Annotated in this window: 27 protein-coding genes and 1 riboswitch; of the genes, 14 read left to right on the forward strand and 13 right to left on the reverse strand. The window is 48.7% G+C overall.

Annotated features, from left to right (window positions below):
• Positions 1 to 260: 260 nt before the first annotated feature.
• Positions 261 to 455, reverse strand: coding sequence for an LBP_cg2779 family protein (locus EKM87_RS06490; protein WP_125683059.1), 195 nt, complete (start codon positions 453 to 455; stop codon positions 261 to 263).
• Positions 456 to 742: 287 nt separating this feature from the next.
• On the opposite strand from EKM87_RS06490, the gene EKM87_RS12390 reads away from it, so the two are divergent.
• Positions 743 to 913 carry a hypothetical protein gene (locus EKM87_RS12390; RefSeq protein WP_164506450.1) on the forward strand — a complete coding sequence of 57 codons (171 nt, stop codon included), beginning with the start codon at positions 743 to 745 and terminating at the stop codon, positions 911 to 913.
• A 736-nt stretch (positions 914 to 1649) separates the two neighbouring features.
• Here the strand turns inward: EKM87_RS12390 and EKM87_RS06495 are convergent.
• The 5 genes from EKM87_RS06495 to EKM87_RS06515 are packed head-to-tail and all read right to left on the reverse strand — an operon-like array spanning position 1650 to position 5417.
• Positions 1650 to 2012, reverse strand: coding sequence for a hypothetical protein (locus EKM87_RS06495; RefSeq protein ID WP_125683061.1), 363 nt, complete (start codon positions 2010 to 2012; stop codon positions 1650 to 1652).
• A 53-nt stretch (positions 2013 to 2065) separates the two neighbouring features.
• Positions 2066 to 2746 (reverse strand): thiaminase II, encoded by a 681-nt coding sequence (gene tenA / locus EKM87_RS06500; RefSeq protein ID WP_125683063.1) that lies wholly within the window; start codon positions 2744 to 2746, stop codon positions 2066 to 2068.
• A gap of 24 nt (positions 2747 to 2770) precedes the next feature.
• The gene (locus tag EKM87_RS06505) at positions 2771 to 3424 is read right to left on the reverse strand and encodes an energy-coupling factor transporter transmembrane component T family protein (protein ID WP_125683065.1); all 654 of its coding nucleotides are present in this window, start codon (positions 3422 to 3424) and stop codon (positions 2771 to 2773) included.
• Complete coding sequence (locus EKM87_RS06510; protein ID WP_125683067.1) at positions 3421 to 4833, reverse strand: ABC transporter ATP-binding protein; 1413 nt, start codon at positions 4831 to 4833, stop codon at positions 3421 to 3423. The genes EKM87_RS06505 and EKM87_RS06510 overlap by 4 nt, the downstream gene beginning before the upstream one ends.
• Before the next feature lie 20 nt (positions 4834 to 4853).
• Positions 4854 to 5417, reverse strand: coding sequence for an ECF transporter S component (locus EKM87_RS06515; protein ID WP_125683069.1), 564 nt, complete (start codon positions 5415 to 5417; stop codon positions 4854 to 4856).
• Positions 5418 to 5502: 85 nt separating this feature from the next.
• Positions 5503 to 5594: riboswitch (TPP riboswitch) on the reverse strand.
• Positions 5595 to 5816: 222 nt separating this feature from the next.
• Here EKM87_RS06515 and EKM87_RS06520 point away from each other — a divergent pair.
• Positions 5817 to 6986, forward strand: a complete 1170-nt coding sequence (locus tag EKM87_RS06520; RefSeq protein WP_125683071.1) for a D-alanyl-D-alanine carboxypeptidase family protein — start codon at positions 5817 to 5819, stop codon at positions 6984 to 6986.
• Positions 6987 to 7315: 329 nt separating this feature from the next.
• The gene (locus tag EKM87_RS06525; protein ID WP_125683073.1) at positions 7316 to 8485 is read left to right on the forward strand and encodes a serine hydrolase; all 1170 of its coding nucleotides are present in this window, start codon (positions 7316 to 7318) and stop codon (positions 8483 to 8485) included.
• Between the two features lie 705 nt (positions 8486 to 9190).
• Here EKM87_RS06525 and EKM87_RS06530 read toward each other — a convergent pair.
• Genes EKM87_RS06530 through EKM87_RS06540 form a run of 3 tightly spaced genes read right to left on the reverse strand, consistent with a single transcriptional unit; the run spans position 9191 to position 10947 of the window.
• Positions 9191 to 9862 (reverse strand): chloramphenicol acetyltransferase, encoded by a 672-nt coding sequence (locus tag EKM87_RS06530; protein ID WP_125683075.1) that lies wholly within the window; start codon positions 9860 to 9862, stop codon positions 9191 to 9193.
• Positions 9863 to 9871: 9 nt separating this feature from the next.
• Positions 9872 to 10201 carry a GIY-YIG nuclease family protein gene (locus tag EKM87_RS06535; protein ID WP_125683077.1) on the reverse strand — a complete coding sequence of 110 codons (330 nt, stop codon included), beginning with the start codon at positions 10199 to 10201 and terminating at the stop codon, positions 9872 to 9874.
• 2 nt (positions 10202 to 10203) lie between these two features.
• On the reverse strand, positions 10204 to 10947 hold the full coding sequence (locus tag EKM87_RS06540; RefSeq protein WP_125683079.1) for a DUF2087 domain-containing protein: 744 nt from the start codon (positions 10945 to 10947) through the stop codon (positions 10204 to 10206).
• 223 nt (positions 10948 to 11170) lie between these two features.
• Between EKM87_RS06540 and EKM87_RS06545 the strand changes: the two genes are divergently transcribed.
• The 5 genes from EKM87_RS06545 to EKM87_RS06565 all read left to right on the forward strand — a co-directional run bounded on the left by EKM87_RS06545 (position 11171) and on the right by EKM87_RS06565 (position 15768).
• A complete protein-coding gene (locus EKM87_RS06545; RefSeq protein WP_125683081.1) occupies positions 11171 to 11980 on the forward strand; it encodes an HAD-IIB family hydrolase in 810 nt (269 codons plus the stop codon).
• Between the two features lie 85 nt (positions 11981 to 12065).
• A complete protein-coding gene (locus tag EKM87_RS06550) occupies positions 12066 to 13352 on the forward strand; it encodes a PTS transporter subunit EIIC (protein WP_125683083.1) in 1287 nt (428 codons plus the stop codon).
• A 1-nt stretch (position 13353) separates the two neighbouring features.
• Positions 13354 to 14166 carry an alpha/beta hydrolase gene (locus EKM87_RS06555; protein ID WP_125683085.1) on the forward strand — a complete coding sequence of 271 codons (813 nt, stop codon included), beginning with the start codon at positions 13354 to 13356 and terminating at the stop codon, positions 14164 to 14166.
• A 61-nt stretch (positions 14167 to 14227) separates the two neighbouring features.
• Positions 14228 to 15043, forward strand: a complete 816-nt coding sequence (locus EKM87_RS06560) for a Cof-type HAD-IIB family hydrolase (RefSeq protein ID WP_125683087.1) — start codon at positions 14228 to 14230, stop codon at positions 15041 to 15043.
• 77 nt (positions 15044 to 15120) lie between these two features.
• Positions 15121 to 15768: a hypothetical protein gene (locus EKM87_RS06565; RefSeq protein ID WP_125683089.1), complete on the forward strand. Its 648-nt coding sequence runs from the start codon at positions 15121 to 15123 to the stop codon at positions 15766 to 15768.
• 424 nt (positions 15769 to 16192) lie between these two features.
• On the opposite strand, the gene EKM87_RS06570 is transcribed toward EKM87_RS06565, so the two are convergent.
• Positions 16193 to 17149, reverse strand: coding sequence for a nucleoside hydrolase (locus EKM87_RS06570; protein ID WP_125683091.1), 957 nt, complete (start codon positions 17147 to 17149; stop codon positions 16193 to 16195).
• A 166-nt stretch (positions 17150 to 17315) separates the two neighbouring features.
• Here EKM87_RS06570 and EKM87_RS06575 point away from each other — a divergent pair, with 166 nt between their 5' ends.
• Positions 17316 to 18359 (forward strand): PrsW family intramembrane metalloprotease, encoded by a 1044-nt coding sequence (locus EKM87_RS06575; RefSeq protein WP_125683093.1) that lies wholly within the window; start codon positions 17316 to 17318, stop codon positions 18357 to 18359.
• On the opposite strand, the gene EKM87_RS06580 is transcribed toward EKM87_RS06575, so the two are convergent.
• Positions 18344 to 19102, reverse strand: coding sequence for an alpha/beta hydrolase (locus tag EKM87_RS06580; RefSeq protein ID WP_125683097.1), 759 nt, complete (start codon positions 19100 to 19102; stop codon positions 18344 to 18346). The genes EKM87_RS06575 and EKM87_RS06580 overlap by 16 nt on opposite strands.
• 52 nt (positions 19103 to 19154) lie before the next feature.
• Between EKM87_RS06580 and EKM87_RS06585 the strand changes: the two genes are divergently transcribed.
• Positions 19155 to 20150, forward strand: coding sequence for an NAD(P)/FAD-dependent oxidoreductase (locus tag EKM87_RS06585; protein WP_125683099.1), 996 nt, complete (start codon positions 19155 to 19157; stop codon positions 20148 to 20150).
• A gap of 84 nt (positions 20151 to 20234) precedes the next feature.
• Here the strand turns inward: EKM87_RS06585 and EKM87_RS06590 are convergent, their stop codons facing one another.
• Positions 20235 to 22325, reverse strand: coding sequence for an LTA synthase family protein (locus EKM87_RS06590; protein WP_125683208.1), 2091 nt, complete (start codon positions 22323 to 22325; stop codon positions 20235 to 20237).
• Between the two features lie 274 nt (positions 22326 to 22599).
• On the opposite strand from EKM87_RS06590, the gene EKM87_RS06595 reads away from it, so the two are divergent.
• Both EKM87_RS06595 and EKM87_RS06600 read left to right on the forward strand, forming a co-directional pair.
• The gene (locus EKM87_RS06595) at positions 22600 to 23265 is read left to right on the forward strand and encodes a histidine phosphatase family protein (protein WP_125683101.1); all 666 of its coding nucleotides are present in this window, start codon (positions 22600 to 22602) and stop codon (positions 23263 to 23265) included.
• A gap of 16 nt (positions 23266 to 23281) precedes the next feature.
• Positions 23282 to 23716 (forward strand): GNAT family N-acetyltransferase, encoded by a 435-nt coding sequence (locus EKM87_RS06600; RefSeq protein ID WP_125683210.1) that lies wholly within the window; start codon positions 23282 to 23284, stop codon positions 23714 to 23716.
• A gap of 841 nt (positions 23717 to 24557) precedes the next feature.
• Here the strand turns inward: EKM87_RS06600 and EKM87_RS06605 are convergent.
• Entirely contained in the window at positions 24558 to 25049 is a 492-nt protein-coding gene (locus EKM87_RS06605; RefSeq protein WP_125683103.1) for a C40 family peptidase, read from the reverse strand.
• Between the two features lie 201 nt (positions 25050 to 25250).
• On the opposite strand from EKM87_RS06605, the gene EKM87_RS06610 reads away from it, so the two are divergent.
• Together EKM87_RS06610 and EKM87_RS06615 are read left to right on the forward strand one after the other, a co-directional pair.
• Positions 25251 to 25727 carry a MerR family transcriptional regulator gene (locus tag EKM87_RS06610; RefSeq protein ID WP_125683105.1) on the forward strand — a complete coding sequence of 159 codons (477 nt, stop codon included), beginning with the start codon at positions 25251 to 25253 and terminating at the stop codon, positions 25725 to 25727.
• Between the two features lie 179 nt (positions 25728 to 25906).
• Positions 25907 to 26443 (forward strand): PadR family transcriptional regulator, encoded by a 537-nt coding sequence (locus tag EKM87_RS06615; protein WP_125683107.1) that lies wholly within the window; start codon positions 25907 to 25909, stop codon positions 26441 to 26443.

Here is a 26443-nt window from a genome sequence, read left to right on the forward strand (position 1 = left end):
TTCCTCAGTGAGATACTGTTTAGTGTACACAAAATTTCGAAACATTTTTATTTACAGAGCTTGACTAAACGTAGGAAAAGGGTTTGAGACAAAAATCTCAGACCCTTTTTGCGCTCCGAACGTAGATAGTCGAAACGTGTGACAACAGGCAGTCAACTCCGCTTAACCCCGATAGACAAACAATCCAAGACCGGGATTATTTGTCTATCGACGTTAATGCTCATTGACTAACCGCCCTTTGTCTCACTCTTTTTTGGTAATTAACGTGGTTTTGCTGTGATGAAACTCTTTAGCGATTTTTGTTCATCACTAGTGGGTTGCAGTTCGCCGGATTTGATTGCGTGGAACTTCTCAACAGAAATTCGTGACCCAAAGGCCATCTCGCCGTCCGTTTTATCGTATTTCTTTTGGTAGGCAATGATTGCTTCGGCCAGATCGTTCAATTCTTGACTCATAGAATCCCTCCAAATGATAATCGTAATGACTGCACACATTCATTATACTAAAGTTTTCAAAAAGCGGCGAAATAAGTCCCAGTTTCTGGAAGTTTTTTTGTAATTCACTTGATGAACTGTCCAAAGTTGCGTAAACTAATACACAATATGATAATTGGTGAAGTAGCGCTTAAAGGAGCCTTCATCGAATTGTTAACAGAACTTTGTCAACCTGTCATGGGTTTGTGACATTGAGTCGTTAAGCTAGTTGATAGATTTAAACAGATAACAACTGGCGAGGTGACGGAATGAATCTAAAACGCGTGATTTCAGGTTTAATCCTGGCAGTGGTGCTCTTAGCAATCACCATCGGTCTATCTTGGGCCACAATGGGGAAGCGAACGGTTACGCAGGTAAACGGGCATTCCGCCATTGAACAGCCAGTGCGGCCACGCATTCCTAAAGTGGTTAGCGATTAATGCGGTAGGATACCGCCCCGGGGCCGGAATTATTCCGGCTGTTTCATCTTAATCTATGGTAATCATAATGATTACATGACTACAGTCACTTGTAGTTTATCAAGCAGGGAACCAGGTCAACCTTCGGGTTGGCCTGGTTCTTTTTTAAAGAGATTTTTGGTGAAACAAATTGGTATTTCTAAATTAGTCGCACTCCGGAGGCCAGAGATGTCCCCTGCTGTGGGGACGCTTCAGCCAAAGGGCGACGAAGGCCCTGTGTCTTCAAAGTCGCCCGTGCTGTAAGCTGGAAAACCACCAGCAAACACCACTTTCACGGCTGACTACATCTCTGGCCTCCTCCGGGTATGACTGTAGTTGTAACCATGATTATCATCAAAAGGGGGATAGCGGAGCCACTCATGACGGTTTATCTGATAGCGGACAGCTTTGACAGTGAAAATGCTGTGTAAGCCGAGAGGTCGCCAGATATGGGCTCAGGCGCGTCGTTCTGCTTAGTCAGTAGGTGTTTTGCCTACTGGCTTAGCGGAAGACCAAGCTTGAAGACTCGGGTCTTTCGAGGCTTCAAGTTGCGTCCGCCCCGTTCCAGCCCATATCTGGCGGCCGGTAAGGCGGAAGAGACACACTAAGTTGCATTTAAAATCTGTCGACCATCAGGTGAAAACAAAAAAGGACCGAGACGTTTGTCTCAATCCTAGTGATGATTTGTGGCAATCGGATTATACAGTCAGTTACCAATCTAAAAATGAAACCACTCGCTTTGCTGTCGGCGAACGTCGTTGCGGATACCAAAAAAGTAAATCAAGAACGCTGCCACGGCAATTGCCAGGATAATTGTCCAGAGCCAGCTGTGAGTGTGGATAAACGTGAAGTCAGCAAAACCAAGGGTACTGAGGGTAATTAAGATTAGGTTGAAGGGTAGGTGTGGACTGTGGATGAAGGCGACCGCGATTCCTAAAACCACGGCCCCTCCAAACATATCATCGCCACTAACGCGACTACCGGGATTATCGAATAAGGCGTATAACTCAATCAATAGGCCTAGCACCAATGCTAGGTAGCCAAAAAATTGCAGGAACGTTAACTCTCGTACGCGTTTCATAGACGACACCTCTTTCTCTGTTGCGGTGTCTACATTATAGCCTATGAAGACGTTTATGAAAATGGGGCGGCTTGCGATGGCGTCGTTAGTGACCAATCTTCATGATCTAACGCCATTTGCCAGAATTGGAGTTCGTACCAACTACTCTTGGTGAAAATATTGAGCAATTGATCCGTGTTAGTTGGCGTGGCGACCGCATTGGCCAGGGCCAACTGGTCAGTCATTGAATTGGTGTAGTCGTCAGCATTGTAGGTATCAATCCAAGCCTGAAAAATTGGAACGGGCGAACCGGTTCCAGCAAGGCTGGCGCCAATCTCTGCGTAGAGCCAGTAGCAGGGGAGTAAACCCGCCACGGCACCCGCAGTCCCGGCGGTTGCTAACGCGCGGTAGAGATGGCTGGTGTACGCATAGCTGGTTGGTGCGACCGGAGTGGCGGCAATGTCTGCCGTGGTGATGTTTAACCGGTCAAAGAAGGTTTGGCGAATGGCGATTTCTCCCTGACGGAGGTGTTCTGCGCCTGCCCGCAGTTGTTGGGCAACCTGGGTGTCTGAGCTTTGGTCAGCGGCGAGGTCGTGAATCTTACCGAATTCGTGGAGGTAGTAGTGGTCTTGAATAAGATAGTAACGGAAGGTGTCCATTGGCAGAGTTCCAGCCTGTAGCTGTTGGATGAAGGGGTGGCGTTTGGATGCGGCCCAACTGGCCAATGTTTGTTCATGTGCTTGATCAGTAAACATCAAAAAACTCCTTTGTTAAGTTGGTTAAGGTAGTCCCCAGAAAAGGCCAAGTTGGACGGCTACCAAGCTCATACCGCAGACCCACCAGTTCCACTTGGGTAAGGGGACGGTAACGGCATGAGTTCGCGGAGCGCCTTCAACAAAGCCGTGAGAGGCCATGGCTGATGCAAGTTGGTCGGACCAGTTCATAGCCACCAGGATAACTTTAAAGTATAGCTGGGGCGACCACACGTGGAGGACTTGCCCCCGCATCAACGCTGCCGCACGGATAGTGGCCACTTCCGTCCGAATTTTAGGCAGCAGATTGAAGGCCGCCAAAAAACCGTAGGCAAATTTGCTGGGAAGTTTGGCGTTTTGTTCTAGTGAACGCGTTAGCATTAAGGGTTCCGTTGTTTGGGTGAAGACGCCACCCATATAGACGTAGACAAACATCCGGGTGAAAATCACAATGAGAAAATGGCTGCTAGCCGACCCCTGAAGGCTTAGCGACCAGACTAAGGCCGTTGCAAAAAACAGGGGGACTAAGGTTAGCCATAGCAGGCGCTTTAGCTTAACTCGGTAGGCAATCATCAGGATAAAGCAAACCACCAATAGGGCGACGTTGACGGTCCAAACCTGGGTGAAGGAAATTTCTAGCGCGATGATCAAGACCAGTGCTAATTTTAATGTCGGGTTCATTCAGTCGCCCCCTCATAAAGTAAATGGTGATCCATCAGTCGTAGGTGATGGGTCACGAGGCCGTCCAAACCACTTAGCTGGTGGCTGATCAGAATCAGGGTGAGGCCCAGGTCTTGTTGGACCGATGTCAGGATTTGCATCGTCGTTTGAATAGAAGCTAAATCTAGGCCCTTGAGGGGTTCGTCTAACAATAGAACTTGCGGCGCCATGATCAACATGCAGAGTAACTGGGCCTTCTTTTGTTGACCACTACTCAGCGAATAGATGACTTGGTCTCGGTGCTGTGTCAGGCCTAACTGGTCTAAGAGCTGCGTTACGCGCTCTGGTGTGAAGTACGCGTGATTGCCGTTCTTTTGTGAGAGTGTCAGCTCTTCATCCAAGGTCACATTGAGAAATTGGGCCATGGATGATTGAAACATGAGTCCCACTTGGCGAGCGTATGATTTGCGCGCAATTTTTTGAATGTCGCGTCCCTGGTAGGTCAGCGTTCCTTGGTAGTGGCCCAAGCGAACTAGCGCCCGAAAGAGGGTTGACTTACCACTCCCATTTGGTCCGGTGATCAGCGTGGTTTGCCCCGCAAAGAAAGCGAGGTCTTGGGGATGAATGAGTTCTCGGTCGCCACTGAAGAGTCCCAGTTGTGTACCTTGAAGGCACGCGGTTTCGGTAGCTTGCGGTGCGGTCACCCGTGTTAGTCGGAGGCGGTCCGGTGTGAACGCTGCGAATCGTTCTTGTGTTTCTTCCGCTGAGAGTAAGGCGAGGTGACCGCTATCTAAAACGGCCAGGTGGTCGACCCAGGGGGCATAACCACTCAGGTCGTGGTCTGCCAGAATGACGGTTTTATGTTGTTGGGTGCAGAGCGTCATCAATTTTTGCAGAAGCGTCAGCCGAGTGGGTGGGTCGATACTGGCAAAGGGTTCATCCAGCAAAATCACGTCACTGTTCATGGCAACGATGATTGCTAGGGCGACCTTCTGCTGTTCGCCTCCAGAAAGTTGCATCAGGATTCGGTGTTTCAGCTGAGCGATGCCCACAAAATTGAGGGCATCATCAATGGCGGCGGGGATGTCAGTGGCCGTCATTCGCTGATTTTCTAAGGCAAACCGGAGCTCATTTTCCACGGTATCCATCGTGAACTGCGTGCTGGGTTCTTGAAACATCATTGCCACGGTATTGGCGTGCTTGGCTGCAGGAATCTCAGCTAGAGGGTGACCGTCAAACCGGATGGCCCCGGGAGTTGGTAACGGTGTTAGGCCCGCAATTAAATTTAAAAGAGTTGACTTGCCACCACCCGAGACCCCAGTCAGCAGTGAGAATTTTCCTGCTGGAAAGGTAACGGCCAGATTATCCAATACTGGATGTGTCCGCTTGGGATAGGTAAAAGTCAGTGAATCAATCGTGACAGTAGCCAAACAAATTCCTCCAATAACAATTAGTGCGCGGCACTAGGTAAAACGTGGGCACGAACTAACAGGTTTGCAATCAACTTGGTGAGGACGCCACCAAAGAAGAAAATCGAGAGTAGCCGGACAACGAAGAGAAGGGCCATGAAGCCTAGATGATAGGATGCGTAGCCGTTCTTGATCATGTCCCAGCCAAAGGTGACGATGGCGGTTGTGAGTGAACTGAGAGCAAGCGTGAACCAGCCGTAATGTTTGTAACCAGTGAGGGCAAAGCCTAGTTCGGAACCAATTCCCTGGAGAGCACCGGAGATTAACGTGCTAGCTCCCCAGATGCCGCCGAAAAACATTTCGACGACGGCCCCCAGAAATTCCCCTAACGTGGCTGACCCGGGGATTCGGATGATAAATCCAGCCAGTGGACCGGCCATGACCCAGATGCCAAGGAGTAGTTCATTGGCTAAGGGTTGTAATCCGGCAGGAGCTAAGGCTGCCGCCAGAACGGTATAGAGTGGGCCGGTGACGAAGAAGATGGTCCCCATAAAGATTGCTAAGATAGTGACGAAAATAATGTCGCGAACGTGCCAGCCTTTCATGATATGTAGCCTCCTAAAAAGTGTACGCCGGAGTACCTTTAGCTAAAAAAATCCCCACTAAAACTCGTTAGTGGGGGTCATTGAATAGCTTTATGGTACGCGTTCCCTTCGCTGGTACTAACCAGATCAGGTTCAATGGGTTTGTTCTCAGCCGCGATGGCACCCCAGTCGTATTTGAATGACTTAAGCGTAACCAATTTATCTGTGAATTGCAACCATTCGTCGTAACAACCTGGTCTAGGCCATTAGTGGTTCAAAGCTAAAAAGGTTCTTTACAAGAACATTACGGGCTAAACAAGGCGGTTACAAAGCGGTAGCGCCCCTGTTCCTTCACCTAAAATAGTGCTAATGTAATAGTTAGTTGCATTAATTATTTAAAGAACGGAAAGGACCAATGACATGACAAGTTTACATATTCGGCGGGGCATGGTTGTGCTCCTGGCCGCCGTCACAGTTGGCGGAGTCGTCAGTCAGGAAGTACCTGCTGACGCTGCCAGTTACAAGACGGTTTCGACCAAAAATATTAAGAAGACGGCTTACCATAAGAAGAGTAGTAAGGGGGCCATCTTTAACAAGAAGCACACCAAGAAGGTCAGCAACCTGAAGGCGCATCCCAACACGACTTGGTACGCCACCAAGCAAGCAACGTTGAAGCATGGCAAGACCAAGGGAATTTACCTGTACGTGAACAACAGTAAGAAGAGCGTCAAAGGTTGGGTTTGGCATAGCTATTTGAAGAAGGGGAAGGCCCCATTTGTCTTAAATAAGGCGAAGGCTGCGGTGGCTATGGATGCCAAGACAGGGAAAGTTGTTTGGTCCAAGCATGCCAATACGGCTCGGCCAATTGCGTCGGTTTCCAAAATTATGACCTTGTACCTGACCTTGAAGAAGGTTGATGGCAAGAGCAGCAATTGGAACAAGAAGATTAAGATCAAGAGTAAGGGCCTGGTTCGGATGAGTCGGACCTCTGCCTACGGTGGCTTTCACTTTAAGCTGAATCACAGCTACACGGTCAAGCAACTCTACGACGCAGCCTTTCTAGATTCTTCGAATAACTCCGCGATTGCTTTAGGCCAATGGGTGGCCGGTAGTAACGGCAAGTTCATTAAGAAGATGAACACTCAGGCTAAAGCTTGGAAGCTGGGTCACGCTCATTTTGTGTCCGCCTCCGGCTTGGAAAATAGTGATCTTCGTCAGTTTGGGTATAAGTATGGTTCCGCCAACGCCAACAAGGTCTCTGCTAAGGATGTTGCCTTGATGGCCCGCCACTTGATGACGGATTTCCCTCGCGTTTTGAAGGACGGCAAGGTTGGTTCTAAGCGGGTCAATGGTCAACTCTGCTATAACTACAACAACATGTTGAAGGGTCGGAAGTACTACCAAGCTTCGCTGAAAGTTGATGGCCTGAAGACCGGGTACACGCCGTTGGCAGGTTACTGCTTTGTTGGGACTGGTCAGAAATCTGGTAAGCACCGGGTCATTACGGTGGTCTTACATGATGAAAACGAGTTCTCTGAAACACGTTCACTGATGAATCACGTGTACGGTTTCAGTAGCATGGCTAACTAAACGGCAAGTAAGCCAGTTGTTTAGCACCTGTTTCAACTGAATCGATTTATAAATGGAATAAGGCTTTGAAATTTGGCATACAAGTTAAAAACGCATCAATCACGGTGGTGGTTGGTGCGTTTTTTTGATTGAATTAACTGACGATTAAGTGGGCAATTTGAGTTGCTAAGCGAATTAATTAGTTCAGCCCCTGACCGGTGGATTACGAAAAAGTTACGACCCCAACAAGCAGATTACAAAATGGCTCAAGCGCTTGTTCGGCGAACCTTCCGCGTGATAAGCTGACCCTTGGATAATTGACACGATTATAATCGGAAAGAGGAATAGTTATGGGAATATCTAAGTTTAAAGGGGCCATTTTGGCTGTGTTGTTCACGGTGACCCTGGGTGGGGCCGTAGCCACGGGGACAACGGCGCATGCCGCTACATATACCACGGTTTCCACGACCAACGTGACGAAAGCCGCTTATCACAAGAAGAGTACTGCGGGGGCCATTTATAATAAGGCACACAACCGCCGAATCGCCACGATGAAGGGCTATCCGAACACGACTTGGTACGTGACGCAACACGCGACACTGAAGCACGCGAACTCCAAGGGGATTTACTACTACGTTCAAAACAAGGCTGGCTCCGTTAAGGGTTGGATCTGGCACGGTTACCTGACCAAGGGGAAAGCGCCCTTTGGTTTGAAGTACGCTAAGAATGCCATCGCCATGGACTATACGACCGGGAAGGCGGTTTGGTCAAAGAGTGCGAACACCGCGCGGCCAATTGCTTCCGTCTCAAAGTTAATGACGCTGTACTTAGTTCTGCAAAAAGTCGATGGTAGTTCCAGCAAGTGGAATGAAGTTGTGGACACTAGTAGTAAGGGCCTGATCTCCATGGGTCAAAGTTCATCATGTGGGGGCTTTCTATTCAAGACCGGTCATAAGTACACGGTTAAGGACCTTTATGACGCAGCGTTGTTAGATTCCTCAAACAATGCCGCTATCGCCCTGGGCCAATGGGTGGCTGGTTCTAACGCGAAGTTCATTCAACAAATGAACGCCCAAGCTAAGACTTGGAATTTGGATAAGGCCAGCTTTGTCTCCGCCTCGGGTCTGGAAAACAGTGATTTAAAGGTCTTTGGCTACGCGTATGGTAGTGCGAACGCCAACATGGTTTCGGCCAAGGACGTGGCCTTGATTGCGCGCCACTTGATTCAGGATTATCCACGAATTTTGACCGACGGTTCCGTTGGGTCCAAAACGGTGGACGGTCAATTGACCTACAACTACAACAACCTGTTAAAGGGGCGGAAGTACTACCAAGCTGCCCTCAAGGTTGATGGCTTGAAAACCGGATACACGCCATTAGCTGGTTACTGTTTCGTTGGGACTGGTCAAAAGGCCGGTAAGCACCGGGTCATCACGGTCGTTCTGCACGATGAGAACGAGTTCACGGAGACTCGCTCATTGATGAATCAGGCGTACAGTTACAGCAGCATGTCAGACTAACCGTCTTTTGGCACACGTTTCGACTATATACTAAAGGTTGAAAGCACTGAAACACCCACTATGCCTGATACAACAAGGATTGGGTATTGGTGTTTAGTCAGACATACTGGAAAATTTCCGCCTTACCGTTCGCCAAATTTGGACTGGAACGCGGTGGGGAGGACGGGACAAGCCAAAGGGCGGTCTTGCCCCTCGCTTGAAGCCGCAAAGCACGTCTTCAAGTCGCCATTTTTAAGAAAATCACTTAAAAATCCCACGGTTGAGTCCAAATTTGACTCACTCTCGGCTACCTAGTGGTGCGCCAATAATATTACGTAAGTGCTGTCATCCAAGTATTTAAACTAGCTTAGTTTCCAAGCACCCGTTTAACCGGAGGGGGTCAGAGGTGGAGCTTGCTGTGTCGACGGTGTTAGCCGATTTTCGGCTTACAGCGTGGGACGTGTTTGGAGACTGGTGGTTTTTCCAGGCTTCAAACCGAGCCGCAGGACCGCTTTTCAGGCCGGAGGAGTTCCCCACAGCAGGCGGAATCTCTGACAGCCGCAGGTGGCCGGGTGAGACTAATTTTAAGTCTATAACGCCTTGCTATTCTTGGATTGATAACGGTTTTCGAACTTTAAATCTTTAGCTATATATTTTCAGAACGCAAAGAGGAGTTGAGACAAAAGTCTCAACTCCTCTTTTATGTTCTAGTTAAGTTTGAAGTAATTAGTCAGTCGTTAACCAAGCCTCAGGTTGCGCCATGGCAGCCCGTAAATCTTGATAGAACTGGCTGACATGATAGCCATCGGCAACGGCATGGTGAATGGTAAATGAGAGCGGCATGGTGGTCTTGCCGTCTTGAGTCGTGTATTGCCCAGCCTGGATGACCGGGAAATACGTATTGAGTGGCGTGAATGGTAGCGGCGTGTAACTGGTGAAATCCAGCCAGGGGATACTACCAATCATGTAGAGGTTAGCGCTTTGTGGTGCCTTTGGCATGGGTGTGTGTTGGGACCCAAAATGCTTAAGATCCTGCAAGTAGTCTTGATAGAATTGGGAAAAGTCTGGGCTGTATGCCGTCCAGAGGTTAGAAATACTGTGGTCATCTTCATGCAGGACACTGTATGAGGGATGGACGACGTCGAATTCAACCAGTTGATCGTCGACCATGCCCAAGCGAAATTCTGGATGGCGCGTCAGCACCTGGCTAACTAGGAAAAGGTAGGCGGCGTTGAACTTGACTTCGTGACGGTGAGTCCAGTCTAACGTTGCTGTGATATCAATCGTGGCGTTGACGGTGAAACCGGTAGGCATCATCTTGGTAAAGTAATAGAAATACTCGCGGCGCGGCCAAGTTGCTTGGTCGATTGGGTGGTAGTTGGTATTAATGATTGTCATGAAAACTCCTTATTTTTGGTTATAGGCGGGCTGACATTTAGCGAGCCAAGTTTGTTTGAGGTCCTTGAGTGTTTGTCTGAGATTCGTCACCTCGGTGGTTTCCTCTTCCCACAGGACTTCGTAGGTGAAGGCGGACTCGCCAAAGGTGTTCCAATCAGCTTGCAGCGGACTGGTCCGATAGAAATTTTTATTGAGGTTGAGGCGATAATACCCCCAACGATTGTGCGTGTTGGCCACGGTATCAATGAAGGTTTTGCCGTTCTTGGTGTTTTTGATTTGAATGACGCCGTACTTGGTCGGGGTCGCCTTGTACTGACGAATGCGTTCTTTTTTATCCATGATTACTCCTTAAAAGTGAGGCGCCAATAGTCCTGACCATCCGGCGTTCGCGCCAAAAATCCGTAGTCAATGAGGTAGCGGCGTAAGCGGACATAGTCGTCAAAAATTGGGACTAACCGGTCGTTTATGGCGTGCTCAGTAAAATGTTGGGTCGTGGGAATCTCTAAGCTCACCCGCTTTAAAATCGCCAGGATGGCTTTTTGCTGTTTGGGCCAGCGCTTGAGTCGTAACTGATCACCAGGCTCGAAATACTTTTGGAGGAGTTGGTGATAGTCACGCTGTGTAATGGCGATGGGGCCGTTAGCTTGAGTCGCCGGTGGCAGTGCGATGGGGGTATCTCGTTCAGGGTTATTGAAGACTTGATTATAAATAGCGAGGTAGAGCTTGGCCTGCTTGGCCTTTTCGCGGAACGTAAATTTTTGGTGACGAATGGTGGCGGCTGCCACATGGTTGTCCTGAGCAATCGTGGCGTCCTTGACACCTTGGCTAAATGCAACGAGTAAATCGCGTTGTTTGTTGGTCAACGTGTTGTATTTAGACGATGACTGAATGAGTTGGGTGATGGCGTCTGGATGGGCTGATTGAATATGGCGATTGACCATTTCAGCAGCCGGGTAAAAGGCATCGTGTAGTTGGAAGACCTGATCTTGTTGAAAGTCTTGACCACAATAATTGCAAATATAAGCGGTAGCAGTGGTGTGCCACCCCTGTTCAATTTCAGATAATGTTAATGTTGCGAGATCCATAAGTATCCCTCCAATAGCCATAATCATACAAATGTTTACTGAATCTGTCAACACAATCTATAAAAGTGGTCAAAATAATTGTGATTTCTATGGAAATCATGCTGCCGTTGCCTGTCCCAAGGAGTTAGGTTAGTATGATTTTATTTGTAAGCGGCCTGCCTTGCTTGGCTTCGATGGGCCAGGTATGATTGGGTCATGTTATTTTGACGGAGGGGTTGAGTAGATGCTACCAAGACTGATTGCCACGGATTTAGATGGGACGTTTTTAGATGCAAATGGGGCGTATGATTGTCAGCAATTCGATGCCATATTGGGTGAAATGACCGCTCGTGGCAGCCGATTTGTTGTGACGACTGGTGACCCTTTGGACCATGTTCAAGAACTCTTTGCCCCGCTGCGAAACCGGGCACAGTTAACCTACGTGGTTGAGGATGGCGCGTTGATTACAACCGCCAAGGGCAATCAGCTCCAAATGACGACCTTACCCCAGTTACATTGGCAGACGGCGGTTTCTTGGTTGGAAACGGCACCGATTATGGCGGGCTGCTTCATCATTGCTTGTGGTGCGGAGCAGGCTTACACAACGTTGCCTGCCGACAGCCAACGGTTTGCAGAGTCCCGTGAATTTTATCCCAGTCTGACCTCAGTGGCAGATTTTACTATGGTGACAGCAGCCATTCTAAAACTCGATATTACCTGGCTCAAAACTGACGTCGTGGCTCAGGTTACGGCTTTCAATGCGCGCTTTGCTGGCGAATTAGTTGGGGTTAGCAGTGGCTTAGGGGGGATGAACGTTGCACGCCCCAATGTAAGTAAAGCTGCCGGTCTGGATTTTCTTGGTCGGCGGTGGGGCATTACCCCAGCTGAAATGGCGGCATTTGGAGATTCTGGAAATGATCTGACCATGTTGCAACTAGTGGGTCAGGGATTAGCAGTGGCTAACGCTGCACCGGAGTTGGCAACGCAACCCCATTTGAAAGAAACGAACGAGCAGGGCGCGGTCATGGCACAGATTGCTGAATGGCTAGTTTGAGTGGCTAGTTTCCGTATCAAATACAAGTTGGCGCCCTAAGCCACGGGTAAGGGGTACACTCGCTGGGAGTAGGGGGCGAGTACTGATGACGGATAGAACAGCACGATTGGGGATGTGGCTGGTCAATGGTGAGGTGCGTTTTTACCGAAACCGCCAGATCAGTGCCATTCGCCAGGCATTGCGGTTGATATTTCCGATTATTTTATTGGGAAGTTTGGCGGATTTCTTGGAACAGTCATGGTTACGAACGGATGGCTATTACTATCAAACACTGCACGTGGCGCGCTGGCTCTTTCAAGTAAAAATTCTGCGACAGTATTTGCGATTGATCAGCGCAGGTACCCTGGGATTGGCCGGAATCCTAATGGCATTTGCGGTAAGTTTTTACCTTGTGGTACCAGTGACTCGGCACACGACGGATCGGTTGATGGCCGGAACGATTGCCGTGATTAGCTTGAAGTTTTTTAATGTGACCCGGTCCTCAGTCCTAGGTGGTCATGCTATCAAATGGGTGGCGACTGATCTGGGAATTCAGGGAATCCTGGTCGGTATTTTGGTGGGGGTGTTAGTCGGAAACGGTTACCGCTGGGCACTCAGCCGTCGCTCCCCCGATTTGGAACAAATTCCGAGTACACTGGTCATCACCTGCACTTGGTTGGGAGTAATGGCGGCTTTAGGTTTGCTCTGGGTCAGCACTCAGACGGTTAGTCTCAATTCGGCTTTTGCCAGCATCATCCGTTGGCCGTTTCGGTTGCCCCATTTCATCTTTGGCCTGCTGGGATACTGCGTTTTGAATGGTGCCTTTGAGTGGTTGGGGGTTCTGGGGCCGCTGTCAGCCAGCAGCGGGCAATCAATTGAATCCGCCCAGAATTTAGCAGCCGTGTTGGCACACCATGGCTGGCAGTTGCCGCACCCGCTGACGCTGCATACAGTCGTCGGTGTTTACGCCAACCTTGGAGGAACGGGAATGATGCTTTCACTCCTGCTGGCTCTATTTTTGAGCCGGCCCACGGCGTGGCAACAACGAATCGGTTGGCTGAGTTTGGTGCCCACCTTGGGAAATTTCAATGCCCCAATGATGGTTGGCTTACCTGTCATTTTAAGCCCCTTGCTAGGCATTCCATTCATTCTGGCTCCAAGTGCTTGCATTACACTCAGCTGGCTCTGTATCCGGCTTAAATGGGTTCCTGCGGTGGCATATCCACTGCTGACCGGGACGCCGGGACCGTTGCAGGCCTATCTGGGAACTGGCGGCAATTGGACCGCACTAGCTTTATCGTTGGCTGACTTAATCTTAAGTACGGCAATCTACTATCCCTTTGTTAAATTGGTGCAGGCGGCTCACCGACAATTAGACGGGGAGGTGGCTTAAGATGCATCGCACAAATTTGCACCGACTATGGGCGGTCCTATTGTTGTTGGCAGTGCTGTGCTTACCAGGATTTTGGTGGCAGCCACATCAGGAGAAAATCGTGCGGGCTAACTATCAAAGCCTAATGGCACCGGTGTTCTTCGTCCCTGGTTCAAGCGCGACACAGAACCGGTTCAACGCGTTAGTTAAAGAGTTGAACCGAGAATCACCAACGGCTCATAGTTTGTTACGAGTTGAGGTCATGACTAATGGTCGCTTAGAATACAGTGGAAATTTGAAGCAGGGTGACGAGCGGCCATTCATTGTGGTGGGATTTCAAAATCATCAGGATGGTCCGGCCAACGTTCGCAAACAGGCGGTCTGGTTCGCGACGGCCTTTCAGGCTTTAGAAAGGACGTATCATTTCACCCATTTTTCGGCTATGGGTCACTCCAATGGTGGTCTGGTTCTGACATTGTTTATGGAACATGACCTGGCAAAGACTAGCACTAAAATTGATCGGTTAATGACCATTGCTACACCATTTAATTTGGAAGAGCAGGATGCGGCGGTCGACACTGACCTGTTCAAGGAGCTGAGCGGAGACCGCACCAACTTACCACGCAATGCCACGGTCTACTCCATTGCTGGAAGCAAAACGTTTGCTAGCGATGGGATCGTTCCGTTCGACAGTGTGAATCGCGGAAAATATATATTTCAAAATCAGGTGAAACATTTTACGCAAATTACGGTGACTGGAGCAAACGCTAATCATGCCAATCTGCCGGAAAATCAGCAGATTGTCGCACTTATTCGTCAGGACCTTTTATCCTAATTGCGGTTTATTTCACAACCCATTACGTGTAAACTGGAAGGTAAATGGAGGCCAAAGACGAATGATTAAAATGATTGCGCTCGACCTAGACGAGACGTTACTGAATACAGATAAAACAATCAGCGAAGAAAACGTGACAACGTTGCGTAAGCTGCATACGGCAGGTATCAAGGTGGTTCTCTGCACTGGCCGACCAATCAATGCAATCTGGGGTTACCTGGAACAATTGGGTTTGACCACGGAAGAGGACTTTACGATTACGTTTAACGGGGCGCTGGTTATTCAAAATACGACCAAAGATGAACTGGCACAGAGTGGGCTAAGTCGGACTGACTTTGAACCGCTCCACGTTTTTGCCCAAGAGAATGAGTATCCCCTGGATATCTTGGACTTTGAACAGGTCTATCCGGTAGCTGACTTGAAACCTTCCATCTATCAAAAGATGTTGAAGGCACCGATGACGTTTACGCCCACAAAATTTGACGATTTACCCGATCATTTATTTAGTAAGGCGGTTATGGCCACAGACCCTGAAACCTTGGACCACGTCGTTGCCACCATTGGTGAGGACCTGCGTCAGGAATACCACGTAGTCCGGTCCCAGCCAAAAATTCTAGAATTTTTGGCAGCTGGCATGGATAAGGCCGTTGGTTTGGGCCAATTGTTAACTCACTTTGGTTGGGACTTCGACGACCTGATGGCGTTTGGTGATGCTGAAAATGACTTGGGCATGATTAAGGCGGCCGGGGATGGTGTCGCGATGTTAAACGGTCAACCTGAGGTCAAATCTGCTGCAAACCACATCACACCAAAATCAAATAATGAGGCAGGAATTGCGGCTTACCTACAGGAGAAGTTCCCGGAATTATTAGGTTAAGTGAAACGCTTGCAATTTAGCTAATGAAGTGGCACTATAAATGATGTATAGGATGAATATTAAGGAGGACAAAGGTTATGAAACGTTTTATGGCTAAGCTAGGGTTAGTGGCAGTGGCGCTGGGTACCCTCGGTGGGGTAGTTGCACCAACCGTTGCTAGTGCTAAAACCAAGCCAACTTTCACAAATACCGACTTGAAACGTTACTATAAGAACGCTACGTCCAAGACGGCGTTTTACTTCAAGACCTACAAGTCTGGCAAAAAGACCGGTGAAATGTTGATTTTTGGTGACTTTAACGGTAAGAACGCGAACGTGAAATACGGTGTGCCAACTTCCGTAAAGTTCAGTAAGAACCGGCAGACGATGACCACTAAGTACAAATTGATTGAATTCAAGACTACTAAGGGTAAGACCACGACCTCACTGGCTAAAAAGACGTACACTTTTAAGCTGACTAAGAAGAGTTCAACGAAGTTCTCTGCTAAGTTGACAGGGACTAAGTTTAACCGGCGTTTAGGAACGTCCGGGAAGACGTACAGCTACACGAAGACTAAGACTAGTCCAGCTAAGAGCTATGCCAACAAGTACGTGAAGCCAGCAATGAAGAAGGTTTACGCCGAAGCATTCGATTCCTTACCAGCTGCTGATAAACAGGCTGCGGTAACGAAGTACACGAATAACGCTGTGAACACCATGATCAAGAACTTTAACTACAAGAGCTAATTAGACGAATCTGTCGGGTGACTGAAATTATTTCAGTCACTTTTTTTATGCGTGAAAGGTGGTTGCTGTGATTGAACTAATGCCTATGAGAGTTAAGTAGCCAGGTAGGTCCCAGGTAGGTCGCCAGCAAATTTTGTTCAGATTGGTGTAGCCGGAGGTTGTCAGGGTGGGGGCCAGCTATGTCGGTGTTACTGGCCTGGGCGAGCCTAGGTCAGTAACAGGGGACGAGCTTGAAGACCCACATGGTTTTTGGTGGGGCTTCAAGTCGAGCCGGAAGCCCGAACTTTGGCTGGAGGCGGCCCCACAGCAGGCCCCCACCCTGACAACCGGAGGCGGCATTAGAATCGGCATTAGAACCAGACAACAAAAAAAGTCCCGGACAAATATCCAGGACTCTCAGTGAAATAAGTATTTGTGATAAAGCTTAGTTTTGCTTGAACAGGTTCGTCAGGTATTCCATGAAGGTCTTCAGGTAACGATCCTTGTCAACCATGACAGAAACCTTAACGTTAGTAGGTTCGTTTAACCGGTTGTCATCACCGATAGTCCGACCGTAAGTTTCTTTGTTGTAGTTAACCACCATGTTTAAGTCGATCGTGGTAACGAAGCTAGGATCCAACGCAACTCCAACAGCCAGTGGGTCATGCAAAGCACAACCACCCAGGTTGTCGTTAACGTCAACGTAGGCTTGGATGTAGTAGTCCACGATGTCAGCGAACTTTTCACCGGCAACGGTACCCAAGTCACGCCATTGTTGCGTTTCCTTCTTAGTCAACAGGGTCCGCAGGGTAACATCCAGACCAACCATCGTTGAGTGCAATGGGCTAGTCAAAACGGCGTTAGCAGCTTCGGCATCTTGGTTGATGTTGGCTTCGGCATAAGCAGTAACGTTACCAGGAACGGTCAAAGCACCACCCATGAAGGTGACGTTGCCAATTTCCGTAGCAATTTCTGGGGCCTTCTTGATGGCAGCAGCCAAGTTGGTCATTGGACCAGTAGGAACTAACGTCAAGTCTTTACCGTACTTGTGAACGGCATCAATCAAGAAGTCCACACCGGATTCCTTTTCAATCGACCGTTGTGGGTCTGGTAAGTCGACTTGGCCAATTCCGTTTTCACCGTGAATGTCTGCACTAACTTGCATCCGATCAAAGTGATCACTGGTTGAGGAATGACTTTCACCCAGATATACAGGGATGTCAGTGTGTCCAAGCAGTTCCAAAATCTTCAAAGAGTTTTGGCCACCGGCTTCGACGAGCACGTTCCCGTAAGAACCGATAATCCCAATCAAGTCTACATCGGGAGCACCCAATGCGTAAGCAATTGCGAGTGAATCATCGATACCAGTATCTAAGTCTAAAATCATTTTACGTTTTGCCATGATATAATTGTCTCCCCTTTGATCCTATATTAGCTAAAAAGCCTACTCTAAGTGTAATGTAACTGGTTACATTTATCAAGCTCACGAAGTCACCAAGTTGAAGCAAATGGCCGTTCACGGTAAGATAGATATCAGGTTAGATTTACTATTGAGGGGGGATTCGGTCATGGCCGATAAACAGTCTGTAAAACCGGTAAAGCGGCATTTTGAATACCACAATCATTTGCTGGATGATGCAACGAAGGAAATGAATGAGTGGACCGGAGAGAATAAGGTTGTTGAAATCCACCTATTTCAAATGTTCTCAGAAGTTTTTAAGCATCACGATTTAGACGATTCGGAAGCCTTGTTTATTGTTGGCACCAAAGAAACGACACCGTCTTTAGAGGCCGTGTCGGTGGCACCAGTCAAACCATGGTTATTCTCACGAGTTTTCGCCTTACTCGGGGCCAGTTTCGTGTTGCTAGCACTGTTGTTTCTGGTTTTCCGCAGTAATAACGCTGTGCCGGGGATGATTTTCATTGGCTCACTGACGGTGCCATTTTCCTTATTGATCATGTTTTTTGAAATCAATGTCTTTCGGAATATCTCAGTTTATCAATTGATGACCGTCTTTTTAGTTGGCGGGATTCTGTCGCTGATTGCGACCATGATTCTGTATTCCCTGATTCCGTCGGGAAACGGCACGTCCTGGGAGTCCGCATTGATTGTTGGTTTTATTGAAGAGACGGCGAAGATGCTGGTCATTGCTTACTTTATTAATCAATTTAGACTGAATTATATCTTTAACGGTCTGCTGATAGGGGCGGCCATTGGTGCCGGGTTTGCGGTCTTTGAAACGGCGGGGTATACCGGACAATATGGGCTGGTTACGCTATTGATGCGCAGTTGGCAAGCAATTGGGACGCATACGATTTGGTCCGCCATCATGGGGGCGGCCATTATTTTAGCCAAAGAACGTCACCAACCAATTACTGGGAGCAACATGGTGGCACCGAAGTTTCTACGCTTTTATCTGTTGGCGATTTCTCTCCATGCATTGTGGGATTGGAACGCGCCCTTTGCCCTGTTAGATATTCTGTATCTGCAACAGTGGGTCTTGATTGCAATTGGTTGGGTCGCTATCTTTGTCCTGATCAATGCGGGCTTACGTGAGGCGCGAACCTTACAGGGCCAACGAATCCTTAAGAATACTCAGCTTGGTGGATAGAGAAAGGTGATCATCTTGCGGTCCAGCGCCGGATTTTCATGTAACAGGGAATGTTGCATTTGCCAAATGGGACCGTGGAGTTGCTCGTAACGGTAGCTCCCCACGTGGCCCTGAACCAACCTGGCCAGTGGGGTGACTGTGTTGTCGGGGACTTCACTGTCGTTATCTGTGTGACCAATATTGCCTGCTAAATTGAGGATGTGTAACTGAGGCTCAGCTGTTCTGAGCCCCGTTCTTTCTGGAAAATCTGCACCAATACAGATCCAACGCTCGACCGTGACGGGTGCTTGAGGTTGACGATTCAGATAGTCGTAAGCAATCGTTCCGCCGGAGGAGTGGCCCACAAAGTTAACGTGGGTCACGCCATACCGTTGATGCAACTGCTGCAAGACCGTTCGTAACTGGCGAGATTGTTTTTGTGGATGCGTGTTGTCCTTGAAAATGACGGGAACGAGCGGATTGTTGGTGGCGACCGGCGCGTGCTGTTGCCAGGAGACGTGACCGGTGTAACTGACCCAAGCGGTTAGGCTAAAGGTGGCGAGCCCCGGGTGATTTAGGCTAACGACCATGCTGCGTAGGGAGAGCCAAGCACCACTATTTCCCGGTAAAAAGAGTGTGGCCGTACGGGTCTGCGGGACCCGCGTGGTGGCCAATGCGGACCAGCGACTGTTCCACCAACCAATTAGACCAGTTAAAACAATCAAGGTTGTGACGATAACGGTCAAGCCACGTCGATGTTTCATGAAGATCACCTCCTTGGTACGATGAGAGATTAAGAGAACGGAGACCAATTAAATGACAGAATCTTATGACATTACCATTATTGGTGGGGGTCCCGCCGGCATGTTTGCCGCCTTTTACGCTGGGATGCACAACGCCAAGACACAGGTGATCGAGAGCCTAGCCGAATTAGGTGGCCAGGTGAATGCGTTGTATCCTGAGAAAACGATCTTAGACGTTGCGGGGTTACCCGCCATCAAGGGACGAGAGCTGATTGACGGCCAACGGCAACAATTACAGCAATTTCCGTTAACCATTAAGACGGGGCAGGCGGTGACCAACGTTACCCAGAATGAAAATGGGTTTACGGTAACCACGGCGCAGGAGACGACCCAGACCCGGGCCGTCATTGTGGCGGTCGGTAACGGGGCTTTTACCCCGCGTAAACTGAATGTTGAAAATGCCGAGCAATTTGTTAATCATCAGCTATTCTACAGCGCCCGGGATCTTGAAACATTTCGCAATCAGGACGTTATGGTGGCGGGGGGTGGTGATGCGGCCATTGATCAAGCCTTGATGTTGACCCCCGTGGCGAAGTCCGTGACGTTGTTGCATCGCCGCAGCCAGTTCCGGGGTCTGGCCCATATGGTGGATCTGCTTGAGCAATCACCTGTGAACGTGGTGACGCCCTTCCTGATCAGTGGTTTGGTGGAAACGGCCAATGGCGCCTTAGATGTGACGTTAAAAACCGTGGGTGACTCAGGAAAATTAACGCATCAGACGGTGGACAAATTGGTGGTCAGTTATGGCTTTACGGCGGACCACCAGGCACTAGATGCTTGGGATATCGACTTGGCGGAGGACCACCGGTTGATTGCGGTGGACTCAACCATGGCCACCAGCGTTGCGGGAATCTACGCCATTGGAGACGGTGTCACGTATCGGGGGAAGCAACCGCTGATTGCGACTGGTTACGGTGAAGCACCAGTGGCGGTTCAAGCTATTATGACCAACTTTTTCCCTGACCGCCGGGGTCCCGTTCACAGTACATCGTTGACCCCTAAACAATAAACGTGTTCATTCTAAACGACAAAGAAGCTGTTCGCACGATCATGAGATCGAACGGACAGCTTCTTTTCGTTGGTCAACTGGCGGTTATTTGCCGCTGGTATCATCTTGGTTGGTAATCTTGATCCGGTTAGAGTCGGTGGACTTGTGATTGATTTCCGGTGCATCCGTCTTGTAGAGCGGTTGCGTGGACTTGTCACCATTTCTGGAGAAGAGGCTCGTGGACTTTAAGCCCAGTTTCTTTTCCAGCTTTTCCGCTTTTTGTAGACCATCGGAATAGTTATAGTCCTGAGGATCAACCGTCTTGAAGCCCTTAGGATGGTAGAAGCGTAAGAGGTTCTTCTGGTTAAGGGAGTCGGAATAGTTCAGCCCGTTGTTCACGTGTTTCTGAATGGCTTCCAGCTTTTCCTGTTGCTTACCAGTTGGATGAATCTCTTGTTGGGTCTTGTTGCTATAAATGGTTCCATCGATCGACGTGTAGTCAGCACTGACCCAATCGCGGTTGCGGAAGGCGACGACCGGATAGTGGCTAGGGGAGAGTAGGTCGGTCCCAAATTGCAGGTACTTCTTACTATTGATTCCCATCAGGTGCAATAAGGTTGGCAAGACGTCAACTTCGCCACCATAGGTGTGTTCGATCTTCCCCTTCTTGTAGCCAGGCATATTGAACATCATAGGCACACGTTGGAGTTGGGCGTTGTCGTAGTCGGTCCAGTTGTCTGGATCGACACCAAGGAGTTTAGCGAGGCTCTTGTTAGATGAGTTGGAAATACCATAGTGGTCCCCGTAAATCATAACTAGCGAGTTTTTGTCCAGGCCAGACTTATGCAGGTAACTGTAGAATTCCTTGATGGATTGGTCGAGGTAGTGGGCCGTCTTGAAGTAGTTATCAACGGTCTTATCGCCAGTGTTCGGTGTCTTGAACGTTGAATCTTCCTTGTCCAAGGTGAACGGGAAGTGGTTCGTGACGGTCAGGTACTTCACGTAAAATGGCTGTTGCAGGTGTTGGAGGTATTTGACGGAGTCGTTGAATAGTAACTTATCCTTCAACCCATAACCCAACGATTTATCGCCGGAAGTGTCGTAGTAACTGGCATCGAAGAAGTACTGGTAGCCCAAGTTCTTATACGTGTTATTCCGGTTCCAGAAGCTCCCCACGTTTCCGTGGAAGACGGCCGTGGTGTAGCCCGACTGGTCAAAGATGGCCGGTGCCGCTTGGAAAGAATTGTCGCTTCCTAGCTGGGTGAACAGCGATCCTTGCGGGAGGCCGTAAGTTCCGGTCTCCAACATCGTTTCCGCGTCGGAGGTCTTACCTTGGCCGACTTCATGGAAGAAGTTGTCAAAGCTGTAGGTTGCCTTACTCTTATAGAGCTTGTTGAGGAACGGCGTCACTTCCTGACCGTTGACCTTTTTGTTAATCAAAAATTGTTGGAAACTCTCCAAGTGAATGACGATGACGTTTTTCTTCTTCGCCACACCATACAGGCTCTTGTCGGGCGCCGCGTAGTTCTTGTGGACGTACTTAAGAATTCCAGTCAGCTCGGATTTCTTCGCGTGGGAGCGTAATTCACTGGTATGACCGGACTTGATACCGTCGTAAACGGTGAAGGCGTCCAGACCTAAGTATTTAACGACGTAGGTTCTGTCGAACGTCCGGGTCAGTAGTTGTGGCCGGTCCATTTCGCCTAAGGTTAGGTTGACGCCAAAGAGGAGCAGGGCAACGGAAGTTACGGCAAAACCGACCCGCTTGTTTAGTGGTCGAGGGTCAATGTAGATGCGACGGGTGGCCAGTAACAAGAGCACCACCACGAGGTCTAACCAGTACAGAATATCGTGTGGGGAGGTCAGGGCTAAGGAACTTCCCGACAGGCCTTGATCGACCTTGGAGTACCCCAGCATGGTGCTCACCGTCATGAAGTCGGTAAATTCCCGGAAATAGATGACGTTGATGTAGAGCAGCAGGGTATTCAGAATGTCGATTAAAAATAAAAAGGGGTAGAAGAATCGTGCCCGTTTAAAGTACAGCGCCAACCCAAAGATGAGTAGGGTGGTTGCAATGGGGTTGATCAGTAAAATTAGAAATTGAAACGGATCGCTCAGATTTAAGTTGAAGTCGACGAAGTAGGCGACTAGGGTCTTCGCCCAAAACAGGACGACCATCAGGGTAACAAATCCCATGCGGGTCCCTGTTCTGGCCCATATTTTTTTGAAACGTTCCACGTAATTTCGCTCCTTCGTTTACGGATAAGTAGTCCTATTTTACCATAATTGTAGGTGTCATAGGTTGCACCCGTTTTTGACACATTTTCACCATCGTAGCAAATTGCGGTGGGCCTTGACGGTTTCGGGTGGAAGTTTAGGAAAATTTTAAGTGGCTTGCGAAATTGTAACCGCTATCGCAGAATAATTTGGTACACTAGAGGTAATTCAGACGGAAAGGTGTGGAAACGTTATGAACAAGCAAATCACGCTTTATTTGGTTCGGCACGGCCAAACCTATTTCAACATCTATAACAAATTACAGGGTTGGAGCAACTCTCCATTGACGGACGCGGGCATCGCGGACGCCAAAGGGGCCGGTGAACGGCTCAAGGACGTCCAGTTCGCCGCAGCTTACTGTAGCGACACCACGCGGGCTGAACAAACGGCCCGGACCATCTTAGCGGCGAACCTGTCGCAACCATCCGCTAATCTAACGTCTTCCCATTTCTTCAGAGAAGAGTTTTACGGGTATTACGAGGGAACTGACATGGCTCAGGCGTGGTACGTTGCTGGGGCACCGCATGGCGTGCCATCGTTCAAGGCGATTGAAGAAAAGTATTCGATCGGTAAGGCGAAGGACTTCTTGAAGGAAGCCGACCCCTTCCGTCAGGCTGAAAACAATGAGGAGTACTGGGCGCGGGTCGACCAAGGGTTTAGTATGATTCGGCAGAACCCCGTTCTGAAGGACGGCGATAATGTCTTGGTAATTAGTCACGGCAACACGTTGCTCAGTCTGATGGAACGCTATGGGCAGGGAAAGTATGACCTGAGTGTTCGGCCAGCTAACGGGAGTGTTACCAAACTCTCCTTAACGCCCGATGAAATTAAAGTTTTGAGTTATAATCAAAAAAATTAGGAGCGAGGACGATTTGATGGAATGTAGAATGGCTTGGGGTAAAATGAACCCCGTCTATGATGATGCCTTAGGTATCCGTAAGGACGTTTTTATTGAAGAACAGGGGATTGACCCCCGCGATGAGTTAGACGGCGCTGACGAGGATAAGATGCACTACGTGGGCTACGTGGATGATAAGCCTGTCACGACGGCTAGAATTGACATGCTGGCTGGGAATCGTGTCAAAATTCAGCGAGTGGCTACGGTGGCTGACGAACGCCAACACGGGTATGCTGGGGAACTCATTAAGCAGATTATCAGCGACGCTAAGAAGTCTGACGTTAGTCGAATTGAGCTGGATGCGCAATTAACCGCGCTAGATTTCTATCAACAGCTGGGATTTGAACCAGTGAGCGAGCCATTCGAAGAGGCTGTTATTCAACACCGGACGGTTCAGTATCAAGTTAAATAGGTTTTTGTAAATTGATGAAGGGTGCGTGATCAGATTGATTGCGCATCCTTTTTATTGTTGTGATGTAGCTGCCGCCTCCGGCAGCCAGGACTGGGGCTCAGCCGTGGGGACCGGATAAAGCCATAGAGCGGTCTTTATCCTCGGTTTTAAGCCTCGGAAAACCCACCGAGTCTTCAAACGCGTCCCACGCTGTAAGTCCGCAAAAAACGCGAACTAACACCGTCGACACCGCTGAACCCCAGTCCTGACTACCTCCGGCTACAATGGTGTGTCAATCTTGTGTGTTTAACTAGCAGTCAGTTTAGTGTTACTGACGTTGGGCTAACGTCCTAGGTATTGATATTGATGATAGTCCGGCCAGTCAGTCTGTTACCGTGGTTAAATTGGTATCAAAAGGTTCACTTAATTAAGCAAGAGGTAGTAATTATGTTTAAGTGCTATGGCAGCCATGTTAGCATGGTCGCGTGAACATACGTCAAACGCCAGGCATCATATTTTTTGTTTACATTTTAGACAGTCTAAGCCGGAGGTGGACAGGGTGGGCCAGCCGTGAAAATAGCGTTAGCTAGCGTTCCTTGCTAGGTTAGGCTATGGGCGACTTTGAAGACACGGGTTTATCGTGGCTTCAAATCGAGCGAGAAGCCTGGTCTTTGGCTGAAGCGTCCCCACAGCAGGCCCACCCTGTCTGCCGGAGAGCGTCGATAGCGAACTGATTTTGAATGAAAATAAATGATACAAAAAAATCGCGTTGCCATAAGCCAAGTGCTTATGCGCAACACGATAATATTTTTAACGTTCAGTTGATTTCATGAGGTATTTGTTTACTGAACTGTAAAACAGATTAGTCGGCGTCAGTAGCAGCTGGCGTGTTAACCCGTGCGTAACCAACAGCGTGCCACCATGGGGCATGAACGGCTTCGCGAACGACACCGCGGTTTTGAGCATCGATCATCTTACCCTTACCAATGTACATACCAACGTGGGAGATAGAGTACGTGCTACCACCGAAGAAGACCAAGTCACCCTTTTTGATGTTCTTGTAAGTGACGTGCTTCAAGGAGTTGTATTGTGCTTGAGCAGTCCGTGGCAACGTAACCTTGGCACCCTTTTTGTAGATGTAACCAGTAAAACCTGAGCAATCAAATGATGAAGGACCAGTGGCACCGTAAACGTAACGAGCACCTAAGTGAGACTTAGCAACCTTGTAGACTGAGCTGAAGCTCGTAGTAGTCTTGGTAGCTGCGGAAGCGGAAGTCGTGGTACCGGCGTTAAATGCAAAGAAACCTGCGAAAACTAATGCTGCTGTTGCAATTGTTTTAATAACTTTCTTCATTGTTATAAACACCCCTCATGAAATTTACATCTATAAGAGTACCAATGTAATGTGACAATCATGTAACAGCGCAATTGCAAAGCCGTTAAATGTCTTAAACAAAACGTTACTTTTCGCAATAAACTTGCAATTTAAGCGGTTTACTTGGTAAAATCTAACATAATTGGTAAGCAAGTTTACAAGCATGAGGAGGAGAACGCCGTGGCCAAATTTACGGAGGAAGTACGGGAATTCTTTGATATTCGTCGGTTGGTTTTTCGAATTGGGGAACTGGCTGCGATGACCGATGTGTCGGCTAGACAGCTGCGTTACTGGGAAAAGAAGGGGCTCATTGCGTCCGAAGAACGAGAAGATGGCCAACAGGCTCGGGTCTACACCTTTAAAACCTTCGTTCGGGTTTCAATGATTAAGTACTACTTGGATACCGGTTATACGCTCGCCGCAGCTGGGAAATTGGCCGCTGAACGGCAAGATCGGGTGCAATACATTCATCGCTTTATTACAAGGGGCATGCGGGGAATGGCCCAGGTGGATGGCCAAATGGCGATTAATCTTGGCCCGTTCGATGAGACACAAACGTTGATGGCACTGATTCCGGAGGCGGATACTGACGCCGTTCGTTACAAATTACTATCAAATGAAGAGGCTCAACGGGTCACACAAAACACACCGGCATAAATCGTAAAATTACAGCGTAAGTTACTTATGTTACAAATGAAATATTTCTTCATTAGGTTCTGGGATAAATGTCTTAGAACCTTTTTTTATTGCCACGTTTAGTTAACTGAATTTCCACCAAATTTCCTTGGCATATATCTGGCCGATATACTATACTTTAGGTCGAGGAGTTGAAGAGCATGTATGATTTGTTCGTTTTGGGTCAGTTAATGGATCAAGACATGACGGGCTATCAGCTACGAAAGGCGTTAAAAGCAGTCGTTGGTACTGAACAAACGATGAGCTATGGGGTGCTGTATCCGTTGCTGGAACGTTTAGCCACGGCGGGGTCTTTGCAGCTGACTACTGAACAGACGGTTGCCCGAACCAAAAAATGGGCAGCTATTACGGAAACCGGCCGACGTTCCTTTCATCAGCTGGTTCTGACGCCAGTCGTCATTAATAAGCAGGCTCAGTTGATGTTTCAAATAAAATGCAGTTGTTTACACCTATTAAAGACTGCGGAAAAGGTGACCATTCTCCAGGATTTTCAAGCGTTTACGCGGGAACAATTAGCACAGCTGCGTGAGATTCAAGCATATTTCAAGGATCGACCACGGATGCAACCCAATGATGTGGTCGATGAATTACAGATCAATCAGTTACAACAATTAAGAGCACAGGCGCAGGCGGATTGGATAACCACCCGGCTAGCGTCTTTGGCTGAGGGAGAGTAA

Origin of the sequence: Levilactobacillus yonginensis (genome assembly GCF_003946265.1) — a bacterium.
Lineage (GTDB): Bacteria > Bacillota > Bacilli > Lactobacillales > Lactobacillaceae > Levilactobacillus > Levilactobacillus yonginensis.